Source organism: Actinoplanes sp. G11-F43, from assembly GCF_050589265.1.
Taxonomy (GTDB): domain Bacteria; phylum Actinomycetota; class Actinomycetes; order Mycobacteriales; family Micromonosporaceae; genus Actinoplanes.
On the sequence record NZ_JBNZCE010000069.1, the window covers coordinates 1 to 16,862 of the forward strand.

General features: G+C 71.4%; 12 protein-coding genes. 5 read left to right on the plus strand and 7 right to left on the minus strand.

The window, feature by feature from the left end; genetic code table 11:
• The first annotated feature begins 525 nt into the window (after positions 1-525).
• Positions 526-2,820 (plus strand): RICIN domain-containing protein, encoded by a 2,295-nt coding sequence (locus ACQ0O7_RS44245; RefSeq protein ID WP_430791937.1) that lies wholly within the window; start codon positions 526-528, stop codon positions 2,818-2,820.
• 32 nt (positions 2,821-2,852) lie between these two features.
• On the opposite strand, the gene ACQ0O7_RS44250 is transcribed toward ACQ0O7_RS44245, so the two are convergent.
• Both ACQ0O7_RS44250 and ACQ0O7_RS44255 read right to left on the minus strand, forming a co-directional pair.
• The gene (locus tag ACQ0O7_RS44250; protein ID WP_430791938.1) at positions 2,853-4,325 is read right to left on the minus strand and encodes a flavin-containing monooxygenase; all 1,473 of its coding nucleotides are present in this window, start codon (positions 4,323-4,325) and stop codon (positions 2,853-2,855) included.
• Positions 4,322-5,974: an FAD-dependent oxidoreductase gene (locus ACQ0O7_RS44255; protein ID WP_430791939.1), complete on the minus strand. Its 1,653-nt coding sequence runs from the start codon at positions 5,972-5,974 to the stop codon at positions 4,322-4,324. Before ACQ0O7_RS44255 ends, ACQ0O7_RS44250 begins: the two co-directional genes overlap by 4 nt.
• A gap of 88 nt (positions 5,975-6,062) precedes the next feature.
• Here ACQ0O7_RS44255 and ACQ0O7_RS44260 point away from each other — a divergent pair, with 88 nt between their 5' ends.
• Positions 6,063-6,833: an alpha/beta fold hydrolase gene (locus ACQ0O7_RS44260; RefSeq protein ID WP_430791940.1), complete on the plus strand. Its 771-nt coding sequence runs from the start codon at positions 6,063-6,065 to the stop codon at positions 6,831-6,833.
• On the opposite strand, the gene ACQ0O7_RS44265 is transcribed toward ACQ0O7_RS44260, so the two are convergent.
• Positions 6,814-7,020 carry a hypothetical protein gene (locus ACQ0O7_RS44265; RefSeq protein ID WP_430791941.1) on the minus strand — a complete coding sequence of 69 codons (207 nt, stop codon included), beginning with the start codon at positions 7,018-7,020 and terminating at the stop codon, positions 6,814-6,816. The two genes, ACQ0O7_RS44260 and ACQ0O7_RS44265, sit on opposite strands and share 20 nt — an antisense overlap.
• A 112-nt stretch (positions 7,021-7,132) precedes the next feature.
• Here ACQ0O7_RS44265 and ACQ0O7_RS44270 point away from each other — a divergent pair, with 112 nt between their 5' ends.
• Both ACQ0O7_RS44270 and ACQ0O7_RS44275 read left to right on the plus strand, forming a co-directional pair.
• The gene (locus ACQ0O7_RS44270; RefSeq protein ID WP_430791942.1) at positions 7,133-7,891 is read left to right on the plus strand and encodes an SIR2 family NAD-dependent protein deacylase; all 759 of its coding nucleotides are present in this window, start codon (positions 7,133-7,135) and stop codon (positions 7,889-7,891) included.
• Positions 7,892-7,930: 39 nt separating this feature from the next.
• Positions 7,931-9,400: an AAA family ATPase gene (locus ACQ0O7_RS44275; protein ID WP_430791943.1), complete on the plus strand. Its 1,470-nt coding sequence runs from the start codon at positions 7,931-7,933 to the stop codon at positions 9,398-9,400.
• On the opposite strand, the gene ACQ0O7_RS44280 is transcribed toward ACQ0O7_RS44275, so the two are convergent.
• Complete coding sequence (locus ACQ0O7_RS44280) at positions 9,391-9,846, minus strand: MaoC family dehydratase (protein WP_430791944.1); 456 nt, start codon at positions 9,844-9,846, stop codon at positions 9,391-9,393. The two genes, ACQ0O7_RS44275 and ACQ0O7_RS44280, sit on opposite strands and share 10 nt — an antisense overlap.
• A 92-nt stretch (positions 9,847-9,938) precedes the next feature.
• On the opposite strand from ACQ0O7_RS44280, the gene ACQ0O7_RS44285 reads away from it, so the two are divergent.
• Positions 9,939-12,170 (plus strand): putative bifunctional diguanylate cyclase/phosphodiesterase, encoded by a 2,232-nt coding sequence (locus tag ACQ0O7_RS44285; RefSeq protein ID WP_430791945.1) that lies wholly within the window; start codon positions 9,939-9,941, stop codon positions 12,168-12,170.
• On the opposite strand, the gene ACQ0O7_RS44290 is transcribed toward ACQ0O7_RS44285, so the two are convergent.
• The 3 genes from ACQ0O7_RS44290 to ACQ0O7_RS44300 form a co-directional block, all read right to left on the minus strand.
• The gene (locus ACQ0O7_RS44290) at positions 12,121-13,146 is read right to left on the minus strand and encodes an aldo/keto reductase (RefSeq protein WP_430791946.1); all 1,026 of its coding nucleotides are present in this window, start codon (positions 13,144-13,146) and stop codon (positions 12,121-12,123) included. The genes ACQ0O7_RS44285 and ACQ0O7_RS44290 overlap by 50 nt on opposite strands.
• Before the next feature lie 186 nt (positions 13,147-13,332).
• Positions 13,333-14,940: a TM0106 family RecB-like putative nuclease gene (locus ACQ0O7_RS44295; protein WP_430791947.1), complete on the minus strand. Its 1,608-nt coding sequence runs from the start codon at positions 14,938-14,940 to the stop codon at positions 13,333-13,335.
• 2 nt (positions 14,941-14,942) lie between these two features.
• The gene (locus tag ACQ0O7_RS44300) at positions 14,943-16,712 is read right to left on the minus strand and encodes an N-6 DNA methylase (RefSeq protein WP_430791948.1); all 1,770 of its coding nucleotides are present in this window, start codon (positions 16,710-16,712) and stop codon (positions 14,943-14,945) included.
• Positions 16,713-16,862 lie beyond the last annotated feature (150 nt).

The window sequence follows — 16,862 nt, forward strand, 5'->3', positions numbered from 1 at the left end:
GGTGGTGAGGCCGCCCAGACCGGCACCGGGCCCGCCGCCAACAGGCTGGGAACTATTACCAGGGCAGCCAGAAAACGGCCCCCGAGGGCCGCTGGTCGAGAATTCATTCAATTATCCCCCGTGATTCACAGAATCCCGTCGAGCAGCAGTCGCCAAGGGTCCCCACGGTGGACAGTGGGGATAGGCGACGACGGGATCGACGACGGCAGACGCATTCCATTCACGTTCGCCGAATCCTTAGTGCATCTAACACGACCGCGGACAGCCCCGCCACCCCGTCCCGATCAAGCGGATAAGCCCATTTCCGGATCGCCGGAAGTCTATTGACGCACATCCACGGGTTCCGTACCGTTCGCGCTTCCAGGCCGAGAACACCATCGCGTTCTCGCATGCCTCCGCCGCCCTCTCTGCCTTCGGCGGCACCAGCACGTTCGTTCACTTACCAACGGGGATTACATGCACAACTCCAGCAGGCGACCACACGCCGTCCGGGGACTGCTCATCGCAGTCACGGCCTCCGCTCTAGTGACCCTGATCACCAGCCCGGCCGTCGCCGTGACCCCCGCGGTCCCGGCGCCGGCACCCACCGCCAGCAGCGCACCGGGCACGCCGGCCACGGCAGCCCGGCAGGCCGCCCCGTCCCCGGCCGACACCCCGGCCGCGGCAGCGGCAGCTGTCGCCGCCGATCCGATCGAGGACGACGGGCTGCCCACCAGCATCCCGGACAAGATCAAAGCCGCCCGCGAGATCAGCATCGAACCCGGCAACGACTGGCTCAACCAGAGCGACCGCAACTTCGTCTTCAAGATCTGGCAGCACACCGCCGGACAGCCCCTGATCCGCAACGCCGCCGAACTGGCCCTGTCCGCCCCGGACAGCACCATCGACTACGTCTGCAAAACCTTCATCCTCCAAGGCATCTTCGACGCCAAGGTCGCCGACGACGCCAAACAGATCAGCGACGACACCGCCGCCCGCCAGGCCCGCGAACTCAAACGCGCCGCCTACGCCGCCGCCAAAGTCCCCCTCGACCAGGCCGGGGAGATGCTCGTCTACCCCGAACACCAGGTCATCGCCGAAATCCTCGCCAAAGCCCCCGGCGCCCGCGTGCGAGCCGCCGCCACCACCGCCTACAACGGCACCGCCGAAGAGCGCCACGCCTTCCTGGCCACCGGCGTGCAGACCGCCGCCGACCAGGACGTCCAGGACGCCATCGCCGCCGCCGAAGCCGAAGGCGCAGCCGCACAGGCCCGCATCGCCCGCGAAGGCACCCTGCGCGCCGCCGCCGCCGTCCTCGGCGTCCTGGCCGACGAGGGCAAACTCGCCATGACCGACGACAACTTCGTCCGCTGGATCTGGGACCTCACCGACGGCGACACCCGCCGCACCGAGATCGCCACCGCCGCCCGCACCGCCGTGCGCAACAGCGACCCCGCCGCCTGGCGCGCCTTCATCGAAACCGGCATCTACACCGCCAACAAGGACGACCGCGACCGCCTCGAAGCCGAAGCCGAAGCCGCCGACCGCCGCAACGCCGAGAGCATCCGCACCAAGGCCCGCACCGACGGCTTCGACAACCTCGTCACCGCCGCCACCTGGGCCCTCGCCGTGCCCGGCCCCGACGTCGTCAACGACTTCGTGCGCACCGGCCGCAACCGCGTCGCCCCCGACACCGACAACCGCCCCAGCCGCCAGTCCTGGCAGTGGCGTAACCAGAACTCCGAGAAGTGCCTGGCCGCCGCGGGTGACAGCGTCACCGTCGGCAGCCTGCTGGTGCAGGCGAACTGTGTCGACAGCGACCGGCAGCGGTGGATCGCGATGCGCGTCTACAACACCCCGGACCGCTACCGCATCGTCAACGCCAACGACCGCACCAAGTGCGCCGCCCTCTCGACCCGGACCGCCGCCAACAACATCCGGTTCGCCATCGCCACCTGCTCCATCACCGAGGTGGCCGACCAGACCTTCAAATACACCAAGACCGACGACAAATACACCTGGATCAACACCTTCGCCGGCCGGGCGATCACCGTCCAGAACGCCAGCCGTGACCACGGCGCCGCCACCCTCACCTTCGACGTCAACGGCGGCAACAACCAGCTCTGGCTCCCGACGAACACCCGGCTGCTGGTCGACCAGGAGCTCAGCGATGCCAAGTTCCTGCTCTCCCACAACGGATACATGACCCGGTTGCAGGGTGACGGCAACCTGGTGCTGACCAAGGGTGGTCAGCCGCTCTGGAGCACCCGGGTCACCACCGGCGTCCGGCTGGTCAACCAGAGCGACGGCAACCTGGTGCTGCGCAAGGCCGACGGTGTCGCGGTCTGGGCGTCCAACACCTACGGCAAGGGCCCCAGCACCCTGAAGATGCAGCCCGACGGCAACCTGGTGCTCTACCGCAACAGCGACAACGTGGCCACCTGGAGCACCGCGACCTACCACTACACGCTGGTCAGCAAGTGGAACAGCAAGTGCGTCAACGTTCCCGGTACGACGTTCACCGACAGCACCCAGCTGGAGATGCGCACCTGCAACGGCGGCAGCCTGTTCCAGGGATGGCAGTACGACGAGGCCACCAAGCGTTTCATCAGCTTCGAAGGCAAGTGCATGGACGCGCGGAACTCGGGCAAGACCAGTGGCACGGTTCTTCAGATCTACACCTGTAACACGTCCAACGCGCAGAAGTTCGAGTACTACACGGACAACTCCTGGCGCAACGTGAACTCGGGGCTGTGCATCGACATCCCGAGCAACAACCGCAACGACGGCGCCAAGCTGACCACTTGGACCTGTAACGGCGGCACCAACCAGAAGTGGTGACCGGATAACCCGTCATCGGCGGCGGGGCCGGATCACCATCCGGCCCCGCCGCCGCCGTCGTCGTCTGCGGTGACCGTGCCGGGCAGGAAATCGGCGCGGTCGAGGACGGCGGTACGGCGGCGGTACTCCTTGGCACTGCCGGGCCAGTTCGTGACGATGCGGCCGGCGGGAGTGCGGTACCAGGACTGGCAGGCGGTCCAGACGCTGGTGGACAGGCGGGACTGGATCTCGGTGTCGTAGGCGGCCGCCACCTCCGGGCGTACCTCCATCGTGGTTCCGTCGGCTATCGACCGCACCGCCTGGGTGATCCAGCGGGCCTGGGCCTCGTGGAAGTAGATGACCGAGGTGTTGCCGGTGTTGGTGTTCGGGCCGTAGACCAGGAACATGTTGGGGAAACCGGGGACCGCCAGGCCCAGGTAGGCATGCGCGCCGCCGGACCACGCGCCGGCCAGGTCCACCCCGTCGCGGCCGGTGATGGTGATGGGTGCCAGGAATTCGGTGGCGGCGAACCCGGTGCCGTAGACCAGCACGTCGCACGGGTGGTCGGCGCCGTCGGCGGTGCGGATGCCGTCCGGGGTGACCGCGACGATCTTCTCGGTGATCAGGTCGACGTCGGGGCGGTTCAGGGTGGGCAGCCAGGCGTTGGTGAAGAGCAGGCGTTTGCAGCCGACCGGCTCGTCGGGGGTGACCTTGGCGCGCAGCACCGGATCGCGGACCTGCCAGTGGCGTTGCGCCCAGGCGTAGCCGCGGACCAGCGCGTTCACCGGGCGGTTGCCGTGCAGCGCGGCCCCGGGCACCAGCGTCAGGCCCCAGGTGGCGGCCCGGGACAGCAGCATCACCGCCGGGATCCGCCGGGACAGCGCGCGGCGGATCCGGCCGTACCGGCGATCGGGTTTGGGCACCGTCCACGGGGCGGTGCGCTGGTAGACGTCGATGTGCGCGGCCCGCCCGGCGATCGCCGGCACCAGCTGGATGGCGCTGGCCCCGGTGCCGATCACCGCGATCCGCCGGCCGTCGACCGGGACGTCCGGTGTCCAGTGTGCGGTGTGGACGGCGACCCCGGCGAAGGACGCGGCTCCGGGCAGCGCCGGAATCGACGGCCGGGACAGCTGACCGACAGCCGGAATCAGCACCTCCGCCTGCACCTTTTCGCCACCTAAAAGCGAAATATCCCACTTGTCGCCCAGCCAGACCGCGGACGCGACCTCGGCGCCGTACCGAATAAGGGGTGTAACGCCCGATTTTTCGGCACAAGCTCGTAAATAGGAAAGAATCTCGTCGTGCGGCGGATACCGGCGCGACCACGACGGATTAAGAGCGAAAGAATACGAATACAGGGGCGCCGGCACGTCACACGCACACCCCGGATAAGTGTTGTCCCGCCACACCCCACCCGCCGACGCCGCCTTCTCCAGCACGACGATGTCCGAGAATCCGGCCCGCAGCAGCGAGGATGCCACCGCCACCCCACCGAACCCGGCCCCGATGATCACGATCCGGGTCACGGCCGCCTCCCGATGCTCAGCCGCAGCGCCGCCGGTGCACCGGCCGGCACCACCGGTTCCCGCGGGGCCACCGGTTCGAGCGGACGGTAGCCGTCCACCGGCCGCGGATCGGCGTCGCCCTTGTTGGGCCAGAGCGCGACGGCCCGTTCGGCGAGGGCGGTGATGCTGAGCGAGGGATTGACCCCGAGGTTGGCGGCGACCACGGATCCGTCGATGACGTGCAACCCCGGATGACCGAAGAGCCGGTGGTACGGGTCCACCACACCGTCCTCGGGGGTGGCGCCGATCGCGCAGCCACCGATGAAGTGCCCGGTGACCGGCCGCCCGACGAGTTCGGTGATCGCCCCGGTGGGCACGCCGTCGATCCGGTCGGCGACCCGGCGGGCCACGTCGTGGGCGGCGGGCACCCACACCGGGTTGGGTTCGCCGATGCCGGGGCGGCTGCTGAGGCGGCGCCCGAACAGGCCGCGCCGGGTGTGCACGGTGATCGAGTTGTCGAGTGGCTGCATGGCGAGCAGGACGACGGTCTCCCGGGACCAGTGCCGTGGGGAGACGTACAACCGCAAATCTCTTCCCGCTTTGAGCAGGGTTTTCAGGGCGGTCAGCCAGCGCGGGCGCCCCTCGTCGACCAGGACGGTGGCGAGCAGGGCGAGCAGGTTGCTGCCGGGCCCGTACCGGACCGGTTCGACGTGGGTCACCGGGTCGGGGTGGATCGACGAGGTGATCGCGACGCCGTGTGTGTAGTCGCGGTCGGCGCGGCGGGTGCGGGCGCCGAGGATGGATTCCGAGTTGGTACGGCTGAGTTCGCCGAGCCTCGGGGAGATGCCGGGGAGCAGGCCCCGGTCGCGCATCCGGTGCAGCAGGCGCTGGGTGCCGAGGGCTCCGCCGGCGAAGACGACCTGTCCGGCGTGGAATGTCCGGCCGCGGGTCTGGACCTGGTAGCCGCCACCGGGGGCGGGCCGCACCGCGGTGACGGTGGTGCGTTCGTGCACCACCGCGCCGGCTTTCTCGGCCAGGTACAGATAGTTCTTGACCAGGGTGTTCTTGGCGTTGTTGCGGCAGCCGGTCATGCATGAGCCGCACAGTGTGCAGGTGCGGCGGCCGGGTCCGGCGCCGCCGAAGAACGGGTCGGGCACGGCCGTGCCGGGTTCCGGGCCGAAGAGCACGCCGACCGGGGTGGGGCGGAAGGTGTGGCCCACACCCAGGTCGTCGGCGACCGCCTTGAGGGCATGGTCGGAAGCGGTCAGCACCGGGTTGCCGGTCACTCCGAGCATCCGCTTGGCCTGGTCGTAGTAGGGGGCCAGCTCGGTTTTCCAGTCGGTGATCGCGGCCCACTGCGGGTCGGCGTAGAAGGCGTCCGGTGGCTCGTAGAGGGTGCAGGCGTATCCGAGCGATCCACCGCCGACCCCCACCCCCGACATGATCATCACGTCTTTGAGCAGGGTGAGGCGCAGAATCCCGTAGCAGCCGAGCGCGGGCGCCCACAGGTAGTCGCGCAGCCGCCAGGAGGTGGTGGCGAACTGGTCGTCGGTGAACCGGCGGCCCGCTTCCAGGACGCCGACGCGATAGCCCTTCTCGGTCAGGCGCAGCGCTGTCACGCTGCCGCCGAACCCGGAGCCGATCACGAGGACGTCGTAGTCGTACGACATCGCCGTACCATCACACCCTTATTGGCAACATGTCAACAACGCGTTTCCGGGTCTTGCGCGAAGTGCGAACAAGTCTCATAAAAGACGGATGACCCCGCTGGCGTACGACCGTCGTGGCTCCGGCCCCACCCTGGTCCTGATCCACGGGCTGGGCAGTCACCGTCAGGTGTGGACGCCGGTCCTCGACGCGGCCGCCGCCACCCGTGACGTGATCGCCGTTGACCTGCCCGGGTTCGGCGAGTCCGCACCGGACGGCGGGGACGGCTCGGTCGCCGCACTCGCCGACCGGCTGGAATCCTTCCTGGACGATCTCGGCGTCGGCCGGTACACGGTGGCCGGCAGTTCGATGGGCGGCGGGGTGGCCCTGGAACTGGGGCGCCGCGGGCGGGCGGACGCCGTCACCGCGTTCGCCCCGATCGGGTTCTGGTCCGGCACCGGCCGCCGTTGGGCCCAGTCGGTGGTCACCGCCGCCCGCGTCGCGGCCACCCGCCTGGACCGGCGGCTCCCGGCGATCATGGCGGCACCGGCCGGGCGGGCCGCGTTCTGCTCGCTGTTCTACGCCCACCCGCGCCGCCTCGACCCGGCCGGCTGTGTCGCGGCGGCCCGCGCCCTCGCCACGGCACCCGGTTTCGGCGCGGCCCGCGACGCGTTCCGGTGGTTCGCGCCACCCACCGTGGATCACATCCCGGTCACGATCGCCTGGGGTACGCGTGACGCCGTCCTGCCGTTCCCCCAGTCCCGGCGGGCGCGCGCGATCCTGCCCGGCGCCCGGCACGTCACCCTGCGCGGCTGCGGTCACCTGCCGTTCGCCGACGACCCGGCGGCCTGCCTGGCGGCGCTCAGCGGATCAGCCAGATGACGAACATGGCGAGCAGGAACACCGTCGCCGTCACCGCGGTGACCACCCGTACCAGCAAGTTCATGGAATTGTCCGACCACCCGGGACGGTCCGGTGGGCCGGGCGCGGTCCAGTCGCCGACGGCGGTCAGCAGGCGTTCCCCCACCTGACCCAATCGACGGCGGGCGTTGTTCGGGGTCGACGGCATCAGCACACCTCCACGCGCTGCCTGTTCGACCGGTCAACGAACCATCTGGAAATCAGGTTCTGCGACACTCGTCCGTGCTGGTACATACGTTCATCCGAGTTGGGGGGATCGAATGGACGACCTGCGTGACGCGGCGGCGGCTCTGGCGGAGGCCCGGCGGGTGGTGGTGTTCACCGGCGCGGGCATCTCCGCGGAGAGCGGGGTGCCCACCTTCCGGGACGCGCTGACCGGCCTCTGGGAGCGGTTCGACGCCCAGGCGCTGGCCACCCCACAGGCTTTCGCCGACGATCCGGACCTGGTCTGGGGCTGGTACGAATGGCGCCGCACGGTGATCGACCAGGTCCGGCCGAATCCCGGCCACGTCGCGGTCGCCACGATCGAGGCACACGTCCCGCACACCGTCGTGGTCACCCAGAACGTCGACGATCTCCACGAACGGGGTGGCTCGTCCGCGCCGGTCCACCTGCACGGCAGCCTGTTCACCCCGCGCTGCGCCGGCTGTGCCCGCCCGGCTCCGGCCGGCACCGGCGCCGAGCCGGAGCAGGGCCGCCGGCTCGCCCCGCCGCGCTGCGCGCACTGCGCCGGCCCGATCCGGCCCGGCGTGGTCTGGTTCGGCGAGGCACTGCCCGAGGAGGCCCTGGAGACCGCGGTGCAGGAGGCCACCGACTGCGACGTGCTGCTGACCGTCGGCACGTCCGGCCTGGTCTACCCGGCGGCCGAGATCCCGAAGGTGGCGGCCATGTTCGGGCACACCGTGATCCAGGTGAACCCGCGGCCCACCCCACTGGACGAGGTGGCCACCCTCAACCTGCGCGGCCCGGCCGCCACCCTGCTGCCGGCCCTGGTCGAGGCGGCCTGGCCCGTTTCATAAGTACGGTTATGATAGCCGTACTGATGAAAGGATTCCGCCGTGCTGGAGCGCCCCGCCGAGATGTTCGACCGCGAGCGCGAATGGGCGGATCTCTCCGCGTTCGCCACCGATCCGCGGCCGGGCGCTCTGCTGGGCGTCGTCTCCGGCCGACGCCGGCAGGGCAAGACCTTCCTGCTGCGCTCACTGTGCCAGGCGACCGGCGGCTTCTACTTTCCCGCCGACGAGGCAGCCGATCGTGAGTCGCTGAACCGGCTCGGGGCTCTGATGGCCGATCATGTCGGCGCCCCCGCCCCACTTGCCTTCGACGGCTGGCACCAGGCGATCGATGCGATCCTCGGCCTGGGCCGGGAGCGGCGGATCCCGGTGGTGATCGACGAGTTTCCCTATCTGGTGCGGGCCAACCCCCAGATCCCCTCGATCGTGCAGAACGCGCTGGCGCCGCTGCGCGCGGAGCGCGACGAGAGCCGCACCGCCCTGCTGCTGTGCGGCTCCGCGATGTCGTTCATGGGCCGCCTGCTCAGCGGCAACGCCCCGCTGCGTGGCCGTGCCGGTCTCGAACTGGTGGTTCCCACCCTGGACCATCAGCTCGCCGCCCGGTTCTGGGGCATCGAGGACCCCGCGACGGCGCTGATGGCCCACGCGATAGTGGGCGGCACGCCCGCCTACCGCCGGGAGTTCGCCCGGGACGACACCCCCGCAGGGCCGGACGATTTTGATCCGTGGGTGGTTCGGACGGTGCTCTCGCCGAGCAGCCCGCTGTTCCGCGAGGCGCGGTATCTCCTGGCCGACGAGCCCGATCTCCGGGACGCCGGCCTCTACCATTCGGTGCTCGCGGCCATCGCGTCCGGCAACTCCCACCGTGGTGGCATCGCGTCCTACCTGGGCCGCAAGTCCGGCGATCTGGCGCACCCACTGACCGTCCTGGAGGACTGCGGGCTGGTCATCCGGGAACCCGACGTGTTCCGGGACAACCGGACCGCGTTCCGGATCGCTGAACCGCTCGTCGCGTTCTACCACGCGGTGATGCGACCGATCTGGTCGGACCTGGAACACACCCGGGACACCGGCCGTCTCTGGCAGCGCAGCCGGCGACGTTTTGTGGGCAACATCCTCGGGCCGCACTTCGAGCAGGTCTGCCGGGCATGGACCCGGCAGATGGCCGGGCCGGAGCTGTTCGGGGACTATCCGAACCGGGTCGGCAGCGGCACCGTCAACGACCCGGCCAACCGGACCTCACACGAGGTGGACGTCGCGGTGTTCGGGCTCGACGACGACAACCGGCAGCCGCTGCTGGCGATCGGTGAGGCGAAGTGGGGTGACGTGATGGGGCTCGGGCACCTGGACCGCCTGCGCCGCATCCGGTCGCTGCTCGCCGCCCAGGGACGTCTCGGCGCCGGCACCGCCCGGCTGGCCTGTTACAGCGGAGCCGGCTTCACCAGCGAACTGGTGCGGATCGCCGGCGAGGACCCGGAGATCGTGCTGATCGATGTGGCCGGGCTCTACGCGTAGTAGCGGTAGACCGGGCGGGCCACGCAGGCCGGCTTGGCCACCCCGTCGATGGTGACGGTGAAGTCGTAGACGGCCTGCACCCCGCCGGTCACCTCCTCGACGGCGGCCACCGTGGCGGCCAGCCGGATCCGCGAGCCGACCCGGACCGGGCTGGGGAACCGGACCTTCTCCAGCCCGTAGTTGATCCCCATGGTGATGCCCTCGACGTGCAGCAGCTGGGTGAAGAGCGGGATCACCAGCGACAGCGTCAGATAGCCGTGGGCGATCGGCGCCCCGAACGGGCCGGCCAGCGCGCGCTCCACGTCGACGTGGATCCACTGGTGGTCGCCGGTGGCGTCGGCGAACCCGGCGATCCGGTCCTGGGTGATCTCCAGCCAGTCGCTGTGGCCGAGATCCGTACCGGCGAGGGTCTTCAGGCCGTCCAGTCCGTGCACGATGGTGGTCACCCCGGCCACCCTGCCAAACGGATCCACACTCATCAACCCCTCGCGGTTTCCTCCGGTCCCGGAGCGGGCCGCCGATGGGACAGGGCATGCGAATGAGCGGGTTCCTCCGCCACCTGTGGTGGATCTACCTGGTGCTCGCTTCGGCGGCCGCGGTGGCATACGTGCTCCTGCCCTTCACCGCCACCACCCGCTGGATCTACGTGGTGATCAACTGCACCGCGCCGGTCGCCACCTGGATCGGGCTGACCAGCAACGCCCCGCGGCGCCGCCGGGGCTGGGAGATCATCGTGGCCGGCCTGGCGCTGTCCGGAGTCGGCGACATCATCTTCGCCGGCTACACCGCGCGCGGCCTGACCCCGCCGTTCCCGTCGGTCGCCGACGCCCTCTACCTGGCCTCGCACCTGGCGATCGCGGCCGGCGCGGCGATGCTGGCGGCCCGCTCCGGGCGGACCGCGTTCCTCGACTCGGCGGTCATCCTGGCCCCGTTCGCCAGCATCGCCTGGCTGCTCGTGGTCAACCCGATCCTCGCCACCGACGGCACCACCCTGGCCCGGTCGGTGGCGCTGGCGGTCCCGGCCGGCACCCTGTTCGTGCTCTACTGCGCGCTCGCCCTGGCCCTCGGCGTGGAGCTGCGCGCGCCCGGGGTCCGCTGGCTGCTCACCGGCCTGATCGCCTGGTTCGTGTCGGACGCGCTCTACACCCATCAGAGCCTGACCGGCACGTACACCGAAGGGAAGTTGATCGACCTGGGCTGGATGGCGATGCCCATCCTGATCGCCACGGCCGGCCTGCACCCGTCGATGGTGCACACCGTGCCCCGGCTGTCCACACTGACCACACTGACCGTGACCCGGGCGCTGACCCTGTTCGGGGCGGCCCTGGTGCTGCCCACCCTGCACCTGTTCTGGGACGTGCCGGGCGACACCCCGCTGGTGATCGGCGCCTGGGTGTCGGTGGGGCTGGTGGCGGTGCGGCTGGTCGCGCCGATCCACGACCTGTCCCGCCGGGTCGGGCACGACGCGCTCACCGGGCTGGCCAACCGGGATCTGCTGATGGACCGGCTGGGCCGGGCCCTGACCGCTCTGCCGGACGACGGCCGGACCCGGGTCGGCCTGCTCTTCTGCGACCTGGACCACTTCAAGAACGTCAACGACAGTCTCGGCCACGACGCCGGTGACCAGCTGCTGGTGGCCATCGCCGGCCGGTTGCGGGGCGCGGTCCGGCCGCACGACGTGGTGTGCCGGCTGGGCGGCGACGAGTTCGTGATCCTGATGCCGTCGGTCACCGACGAGGAGGCCGGGGTGATCGCCGAGCGGGTGGCCGCCGATCTGGGCCGGCCGATGCGCCTGACCGACGGCAGCGAGTTCTTCGCCTCGCTGTCGATCGGGCTGCGCACCACCGGTGAGGCGGACGCCGACGCGGAGACCCTGCTGCAGGACGCCGACACCGCGATGTACCAGGCCAAGGCGGCCGGGCGGGGCCGGCTGGTGCGCTTCGACGTGCAGAGCCGCACCGAGGCCACCCGGCGGCTGCGGCGCGACGCCGACTTCCGCCGGGCGCTGGCCCACCCGGGTGAGCTGTACTGCGTCTACCAGCCGGTCTTCCGGGTCGCCGACGGCGGTCTCAGTTCGGTGGAGGCGCTGGCCCGCTGGCAGCACCCCACCGACGGGATCCTGCCGCCGGCCGCGTTCGTCGGCGTCGCCGAGACCACCGGCACCGTCGCCCAGCTGTTCGCCCTGGTCCTGGAGCAGGCCCTGCACGAGCAGCGGACCTGGTACAACAGCACCGGCCGGTGGATCCCGGTGGCCGTCAACCTGTCCCCGCGGCAGCTCGACGCCAGCACCGCCGGCCTGGTCCTGGCCGCCCTGGAGCAGACCGGCACCCCGCCGGAGGCGCTCACCCTGGAGCTGACCGAGCTGGGCCTGGCCATGCCCGAGACGGTGGACGCCGCGCTGGGGCCGCTGCGCCGGGCCGGGGTGCGGATCGCCGTCGACGACTTCGGCACCGGCTACTCGTCGGCGGCCCGGATCGCCGACCACGGCTGGGACGTGGTGAAGATCGACCACACGGTGGTCAACGGGATCGCCGCCGACCCGGCCCGGCGGGCACTGGCCGACGCGATGATCGGGATGGCGCACGCCCTCGGCATGGCCTCGCTGGCCGAGGGGGTGGACGACAGCGCCGACCTGGCCGTGCTGGCCGAACTGGGCTGCGAGTACGCCCAGGGCTACCTGCTGGCCCACCCGGTCGACGCCACCGGCATCGCGGACATGCTCACGCCCCTGCCGAGTCCAGCCGTGCCAGGTGCCCGGCTTCCAGCTTGATCCCGAGGGCCGGGATCAGGTTCTCGAACTGTTCGGGGGTCCGCGGCCCGATCAGCGGCAGCACCGGCGGGCTGCTCTGGTGCAGCAGCCAGGCCAGCACCACCTGGTTGGGGGTGGCGCCCAGCTCGGCGGCCAGCTCCTCGACGGCGGCCAGGCGGGCGTCGGCGTCCGGACCGGCGTAGGACTGCATCATCCAGTGCTCGGATCGCCGCGCCGGGTCGTCGTAGACACCCTTCACGATCGGCGAGTACGCCACCAGGCTCAGGTCCCGGTGCGCGGCCAGGTAGTCCATCTGCTCGTCGCCGACGATCGACGGGGTGCTCAGCCCGGCCCGCCGCCGCAGGTAGGAGTGCTGCTGCTGGAGGGCCACCGGGGCGGGCCAGCCGTACCTGTCGCAGAGCTGCCGGATCCGCTCCAGCCGCCAGGTCCGCACGTTGGACCAGCCCAGGTAGCGGATCTTGCCGGCGGTGACCAGCCCGGCCAGCGCCTCCAGGGTCTCTTCGAGGGGGGTGGACAGGTCGTCGACGTGCACGTAGTACAGGTCGATGTGGTCGGTGCCGAGCCGTTCCAGGCTGCCGTCCACCGCGTGCCGCAGGGTGTCCGCGCCGGCTCCGGCGAAGGTGCGCCGGGCCAGCTCCCAGTTCGGGGTGCCGTCGGCGGCCCAGAGCGCCGGGTCGTGCGCCGGCACCGCGGTGCCCTTGGTGGCCAGGAAGATCTCGTCCCGGTTGCCGCGCTCGCGCATCCACCGCCCGAGCAGTTCCTCGCTCTCGCCGCCGCGGCTGCCCGGCCGGGACCACCACTCGTAGCAGTCCGCGGTGTCCAGGAACGAACCGCCCAGCTCCCGGTAGCGGTCCAGGATCCGGACCGCCTCCGGCTCGGCGGTCGCGCTGCCCATCTGCATGGCCCCGAGGGCGAGGCTGCTGACCTGCTCGCCGGTGCGTCCCAGTTCGATCGTCGTGATGCGCGTGTCACTCATGGAGGGAACGCTATTTCCTGGAGCGCGCTCCAGATCAAGCCCTGATTCCGGCCAGGACCAGATCGACGCCGGCCAGGAACCGGCCCGGTCGCCGTGGTCGCGGAACCGTCCGGCGATGGCGAACCGGTCTCGCGGTCTACGGCATCCTAGGCTGATTCGGGTACGTCTGGATGGCGACGACGGCGATCACGACCGCAGCCAGGACCGGATGGCCGCGGTGGCCAGCACGTCGTCCTCGTTGTAGGCCAGCAGCCGGGCCGCCGCCGTCGCGTCACCGTCGCGGGCGGCCGCGTGCCACTGCTGGGACTGCAGGCCACCGGGATCGGCGTCGCGCCAGGAGTGCCCGGCCCCGTACACCGCGATCGCCTTCAGCCCGTGACCGGCCCGCGAATCCACCGCCGCGCGCACCAACGGCAGCAGATCCACCCAGCGGTCCGGGTGGGCGGCACCGAACGGCCGCGGCGGAAACCGGCGGGCATGCCGCGGCTCCGGCTGCGCGTAGTGGTAGACCAGCAGCTCACGGCCCCGGGCCACGGCGTCCCGGGCCAGGCCGTCCAGGTGGTCCAGACAGCGCCGGGCCAGGTCCGCCTCCCCCTCCGGGCCGCTGACGGCCGGATCGAAGAACGAGGTGTACGTGCGGGCCGCCCCGTCGGTGACCAGAACGCCCCACAGGTAGACCAGCCCGTCCACACCCCACTCCACGTCGATGTCCACCTCGACGTCGGCGGCCGGCAGCGGGACCGGGCCGCGACGGCGCACCAGCACCCCGTCCCGGGCCAGGTCCGCGGCCACGATCGCCTTGCGCAGGCGGAACGCCCGATTCCGCAGATGCGTGACCTCGCCGCCGTAGGTCCCGGCCAGGAGATCCGCCGGGTCACGGCCGGCGAGATCGCTCACCGTACGGATCCCGGCCGCCCGCAGAGCCAGATACTCGCGTACGCCCAGCGTCCCGCGCAGTGCGGCACTGAGATCGTCGGCCGGCAGGGTGGACACACACGCCGCCGACCACCGGCACGTCGCGCACTCCGCCTGCCCCACCGGCTCCACCAGCGGCTCGGCACCCCGGCGGGCGGCATCGGCGACCCGGCGGCGGAACCCGTGCTCGTGGTCGTACCGTTCCAGGGCGCTGCGGGTGGCCACCCCACGGGTGCGGGAGAAGGTGCGGAAGGCCGGGCCGGTCAGGTCGTACCAGATCAATCGGGGGTCGCCGGGCCGGTCGTCACCGACGATCGCGCCGCGCGGATCGGCCGCCTGATGCCCGCACGCCTCCAGCATCCGCCAGTAGTGGGCCAGCTGCAGCAGATCCTCCTCCCGGTACCGGGCGCCCCCGTCCGGCAGCGGCGCCGAATCCCGGAAGGCGGGCGCCTTCAGCTCGCTGGCCGGCGCGGCGTCGAATCTGCGGTCCAGCACGTGATGGGCCTTCACATCGGCCGGGTGATAGCCGCCGCCCTCGGCCCGGATCAGGATGTCCGGCTTGCCGGTACGCCCACCCGCGTGATCGTCCGGCAGCCGCCCGCCGACCACCACCGACGCCCCGGCCCGCATCGCGCCGAGCGTCGCACCGATGTGCACCCGCTTGTCGGCGTCCAGATCCCGCAGATCGACGTAGCCGGGCACGTCCAGGCCGGCCCAGTGCTCGAACACCTCCGCCTCGAAGGCGATCCCGGTGTCGAACAGCGCCTGCAACTCGGCCGGCGGCGGCTGATCCGGGCGCGGCATCGACGGGTCGTAGTCGTTGTGCACGGCACGCGGGCACGACTTGGCCGCGTACCCACTCAGCAGAACGGGGCGCACCGTCAGGGCCGGAGCGTTCCGGAGGTGAGCCCGTCCCGGGCCCGCGCGATGATGTCGAGACCCGCCCCGGACAGCTCCCGCAACGTCTGCTCGGCCTCCTCCAGAGCACGGAACGCGGCGCCGTACCGCCGCTGCTCCTCGATGTCCATCTGCGGCACCCGGGAACCGCGGACATCGGCCCGGAACGTGCCACTGCCGCTGGTGTTGCGCGACGCGTTCGCCGAACTCCGCAGGAAGCCGCGCAGGAAATCGGTGTCCAGCTGATCGCTTGTCGACGTGGTGGTCCGCTCCCCCACCTCGACCATGCCGAGTTTGGCCAGCTCGGCGATCTTCGGGCCGTTGCCGTCGATGCTCCCCGGCCCGGCCGGCAGGTCCGGCAGCAGACCGGCGAGCGTGCGGGACAACTCCTGGATCCGCTGCCGGACCGCGGCGTACTCCTCGGCCAGGTCGGCCCGGGTGTGCGCCGCCGGGGTCAGATCCACGTCCTCGTCGAGCAGGTCGATCACCGGGATCTCGGCGACCTGCCCGGGAGCCGCGTCGAACGGGCCCTCCGGATCGGCCGCGGACAGATCCGTCATCCGGACCGTCGGGCCAGGACGCTCACCGTCGGTCAGACGCCGCAGCACCCAGAGGTGAACCGGCTGGGAATGCGAGGCGACCATGCCGGACGGCAGCGCCACGATGTGCTCCACGATGCCGGCCCGGAGCAGCTCGGCGCGGATCCGCTTGCCGGCCCGGCGGTAGGCGACCGACGGCGGCATCACGAAGACCACCCGGCCGCCCGGCGCGGTGTGCGCGTAGCAGTGCTGCAGCCACGCCAGTTCGCTCTCCGCCTTGGTCGGGATGCCGAACTCCCAGCGCAGGTCCAGCAGCAGGCTGTCCCGGCCCCAGTCGGTGAGGCCGGCCGGCGGGTCGCAGACCACCAGGTCGGCGCGTAGGTCCGGCCAGGCGTCGGTCTGGAAGGAGTCACCGACCCGCATCTCCAGGGGGACCCCGGCCAGGCGGGCCCGGGCCCGGGCCAGAGCCGCCGCCGCCGGGTTGCCGTCCTGGCCGGCGAGCATGACGCCGCCCGCGCCGTCGTTCCCGGCCTCGTTGTCTTTCCCGGCCTCGCTGTCGGTCCCGGCCTCGCTGTCGGTCCCGCCTCTCGCGCCTTCTCCTCTCCCGCTTCTCCCGCCCCGCGCGGCTTCTCCTGGGTCCCGCGCGGCTTCTCCCCGGTCCAGGGCGGCTTCTCCCCCGTCCGGGGCGGCGCAGGCCAGCAGCAGAGTGCCGGCGCCGGACGCCGGATCGAAGACGGTGCCCTCGATCCGGCCGGCGAACCGGGCCACCGCCCGCGCCAGGCGCGCCGACGTCATCGCGGTGCCGGAGGCGACCAGCCGGTCGGTGAACGCGGTGACCACCGCCGCGGCCGAACTCTCCCCGGCCATCGCGAGCAGGCGCTCCCGGGTCGGCTCGTCCAGCCCGCCCGGCTCCCCGTCGGCCAGCAGCGCCGCCACCTCGGCGACCGCGCCGGTCATGTCCTCGCCGAACCGGGCCCGCAGGTCCTGCCAGACCAGCACCTCGTCGGAGACGTCGGTGCTCTTGCGCTGCCGGTCGAGCCAGCCGGTGATCGCGGAGAGGGCGAACAGCGCGTTGCGCCCACCACCCACCGGCTCCGGGAAGTCGGGGTGCCGGCGGCGCCAGTTGGAGACCGCGGCACGCGTCACGCCGGCCAGGCGCGCCACCTCCGCGGCGGAGATCAGTCGGCCGTCGCTACCTGACGATGGGGCGGTCACGGGCCGACCTTACACGTTTGACCAGGGATTAACACGCGTTGACAGTGCCAACTCGCTGTTAGAGGATCGATGCGGATCGTCACATCGGTTCTCGGGGGTCCCGGCCATGACCAGTCACTGAAGACCACCCACCCCGAACCACCCCGTGTG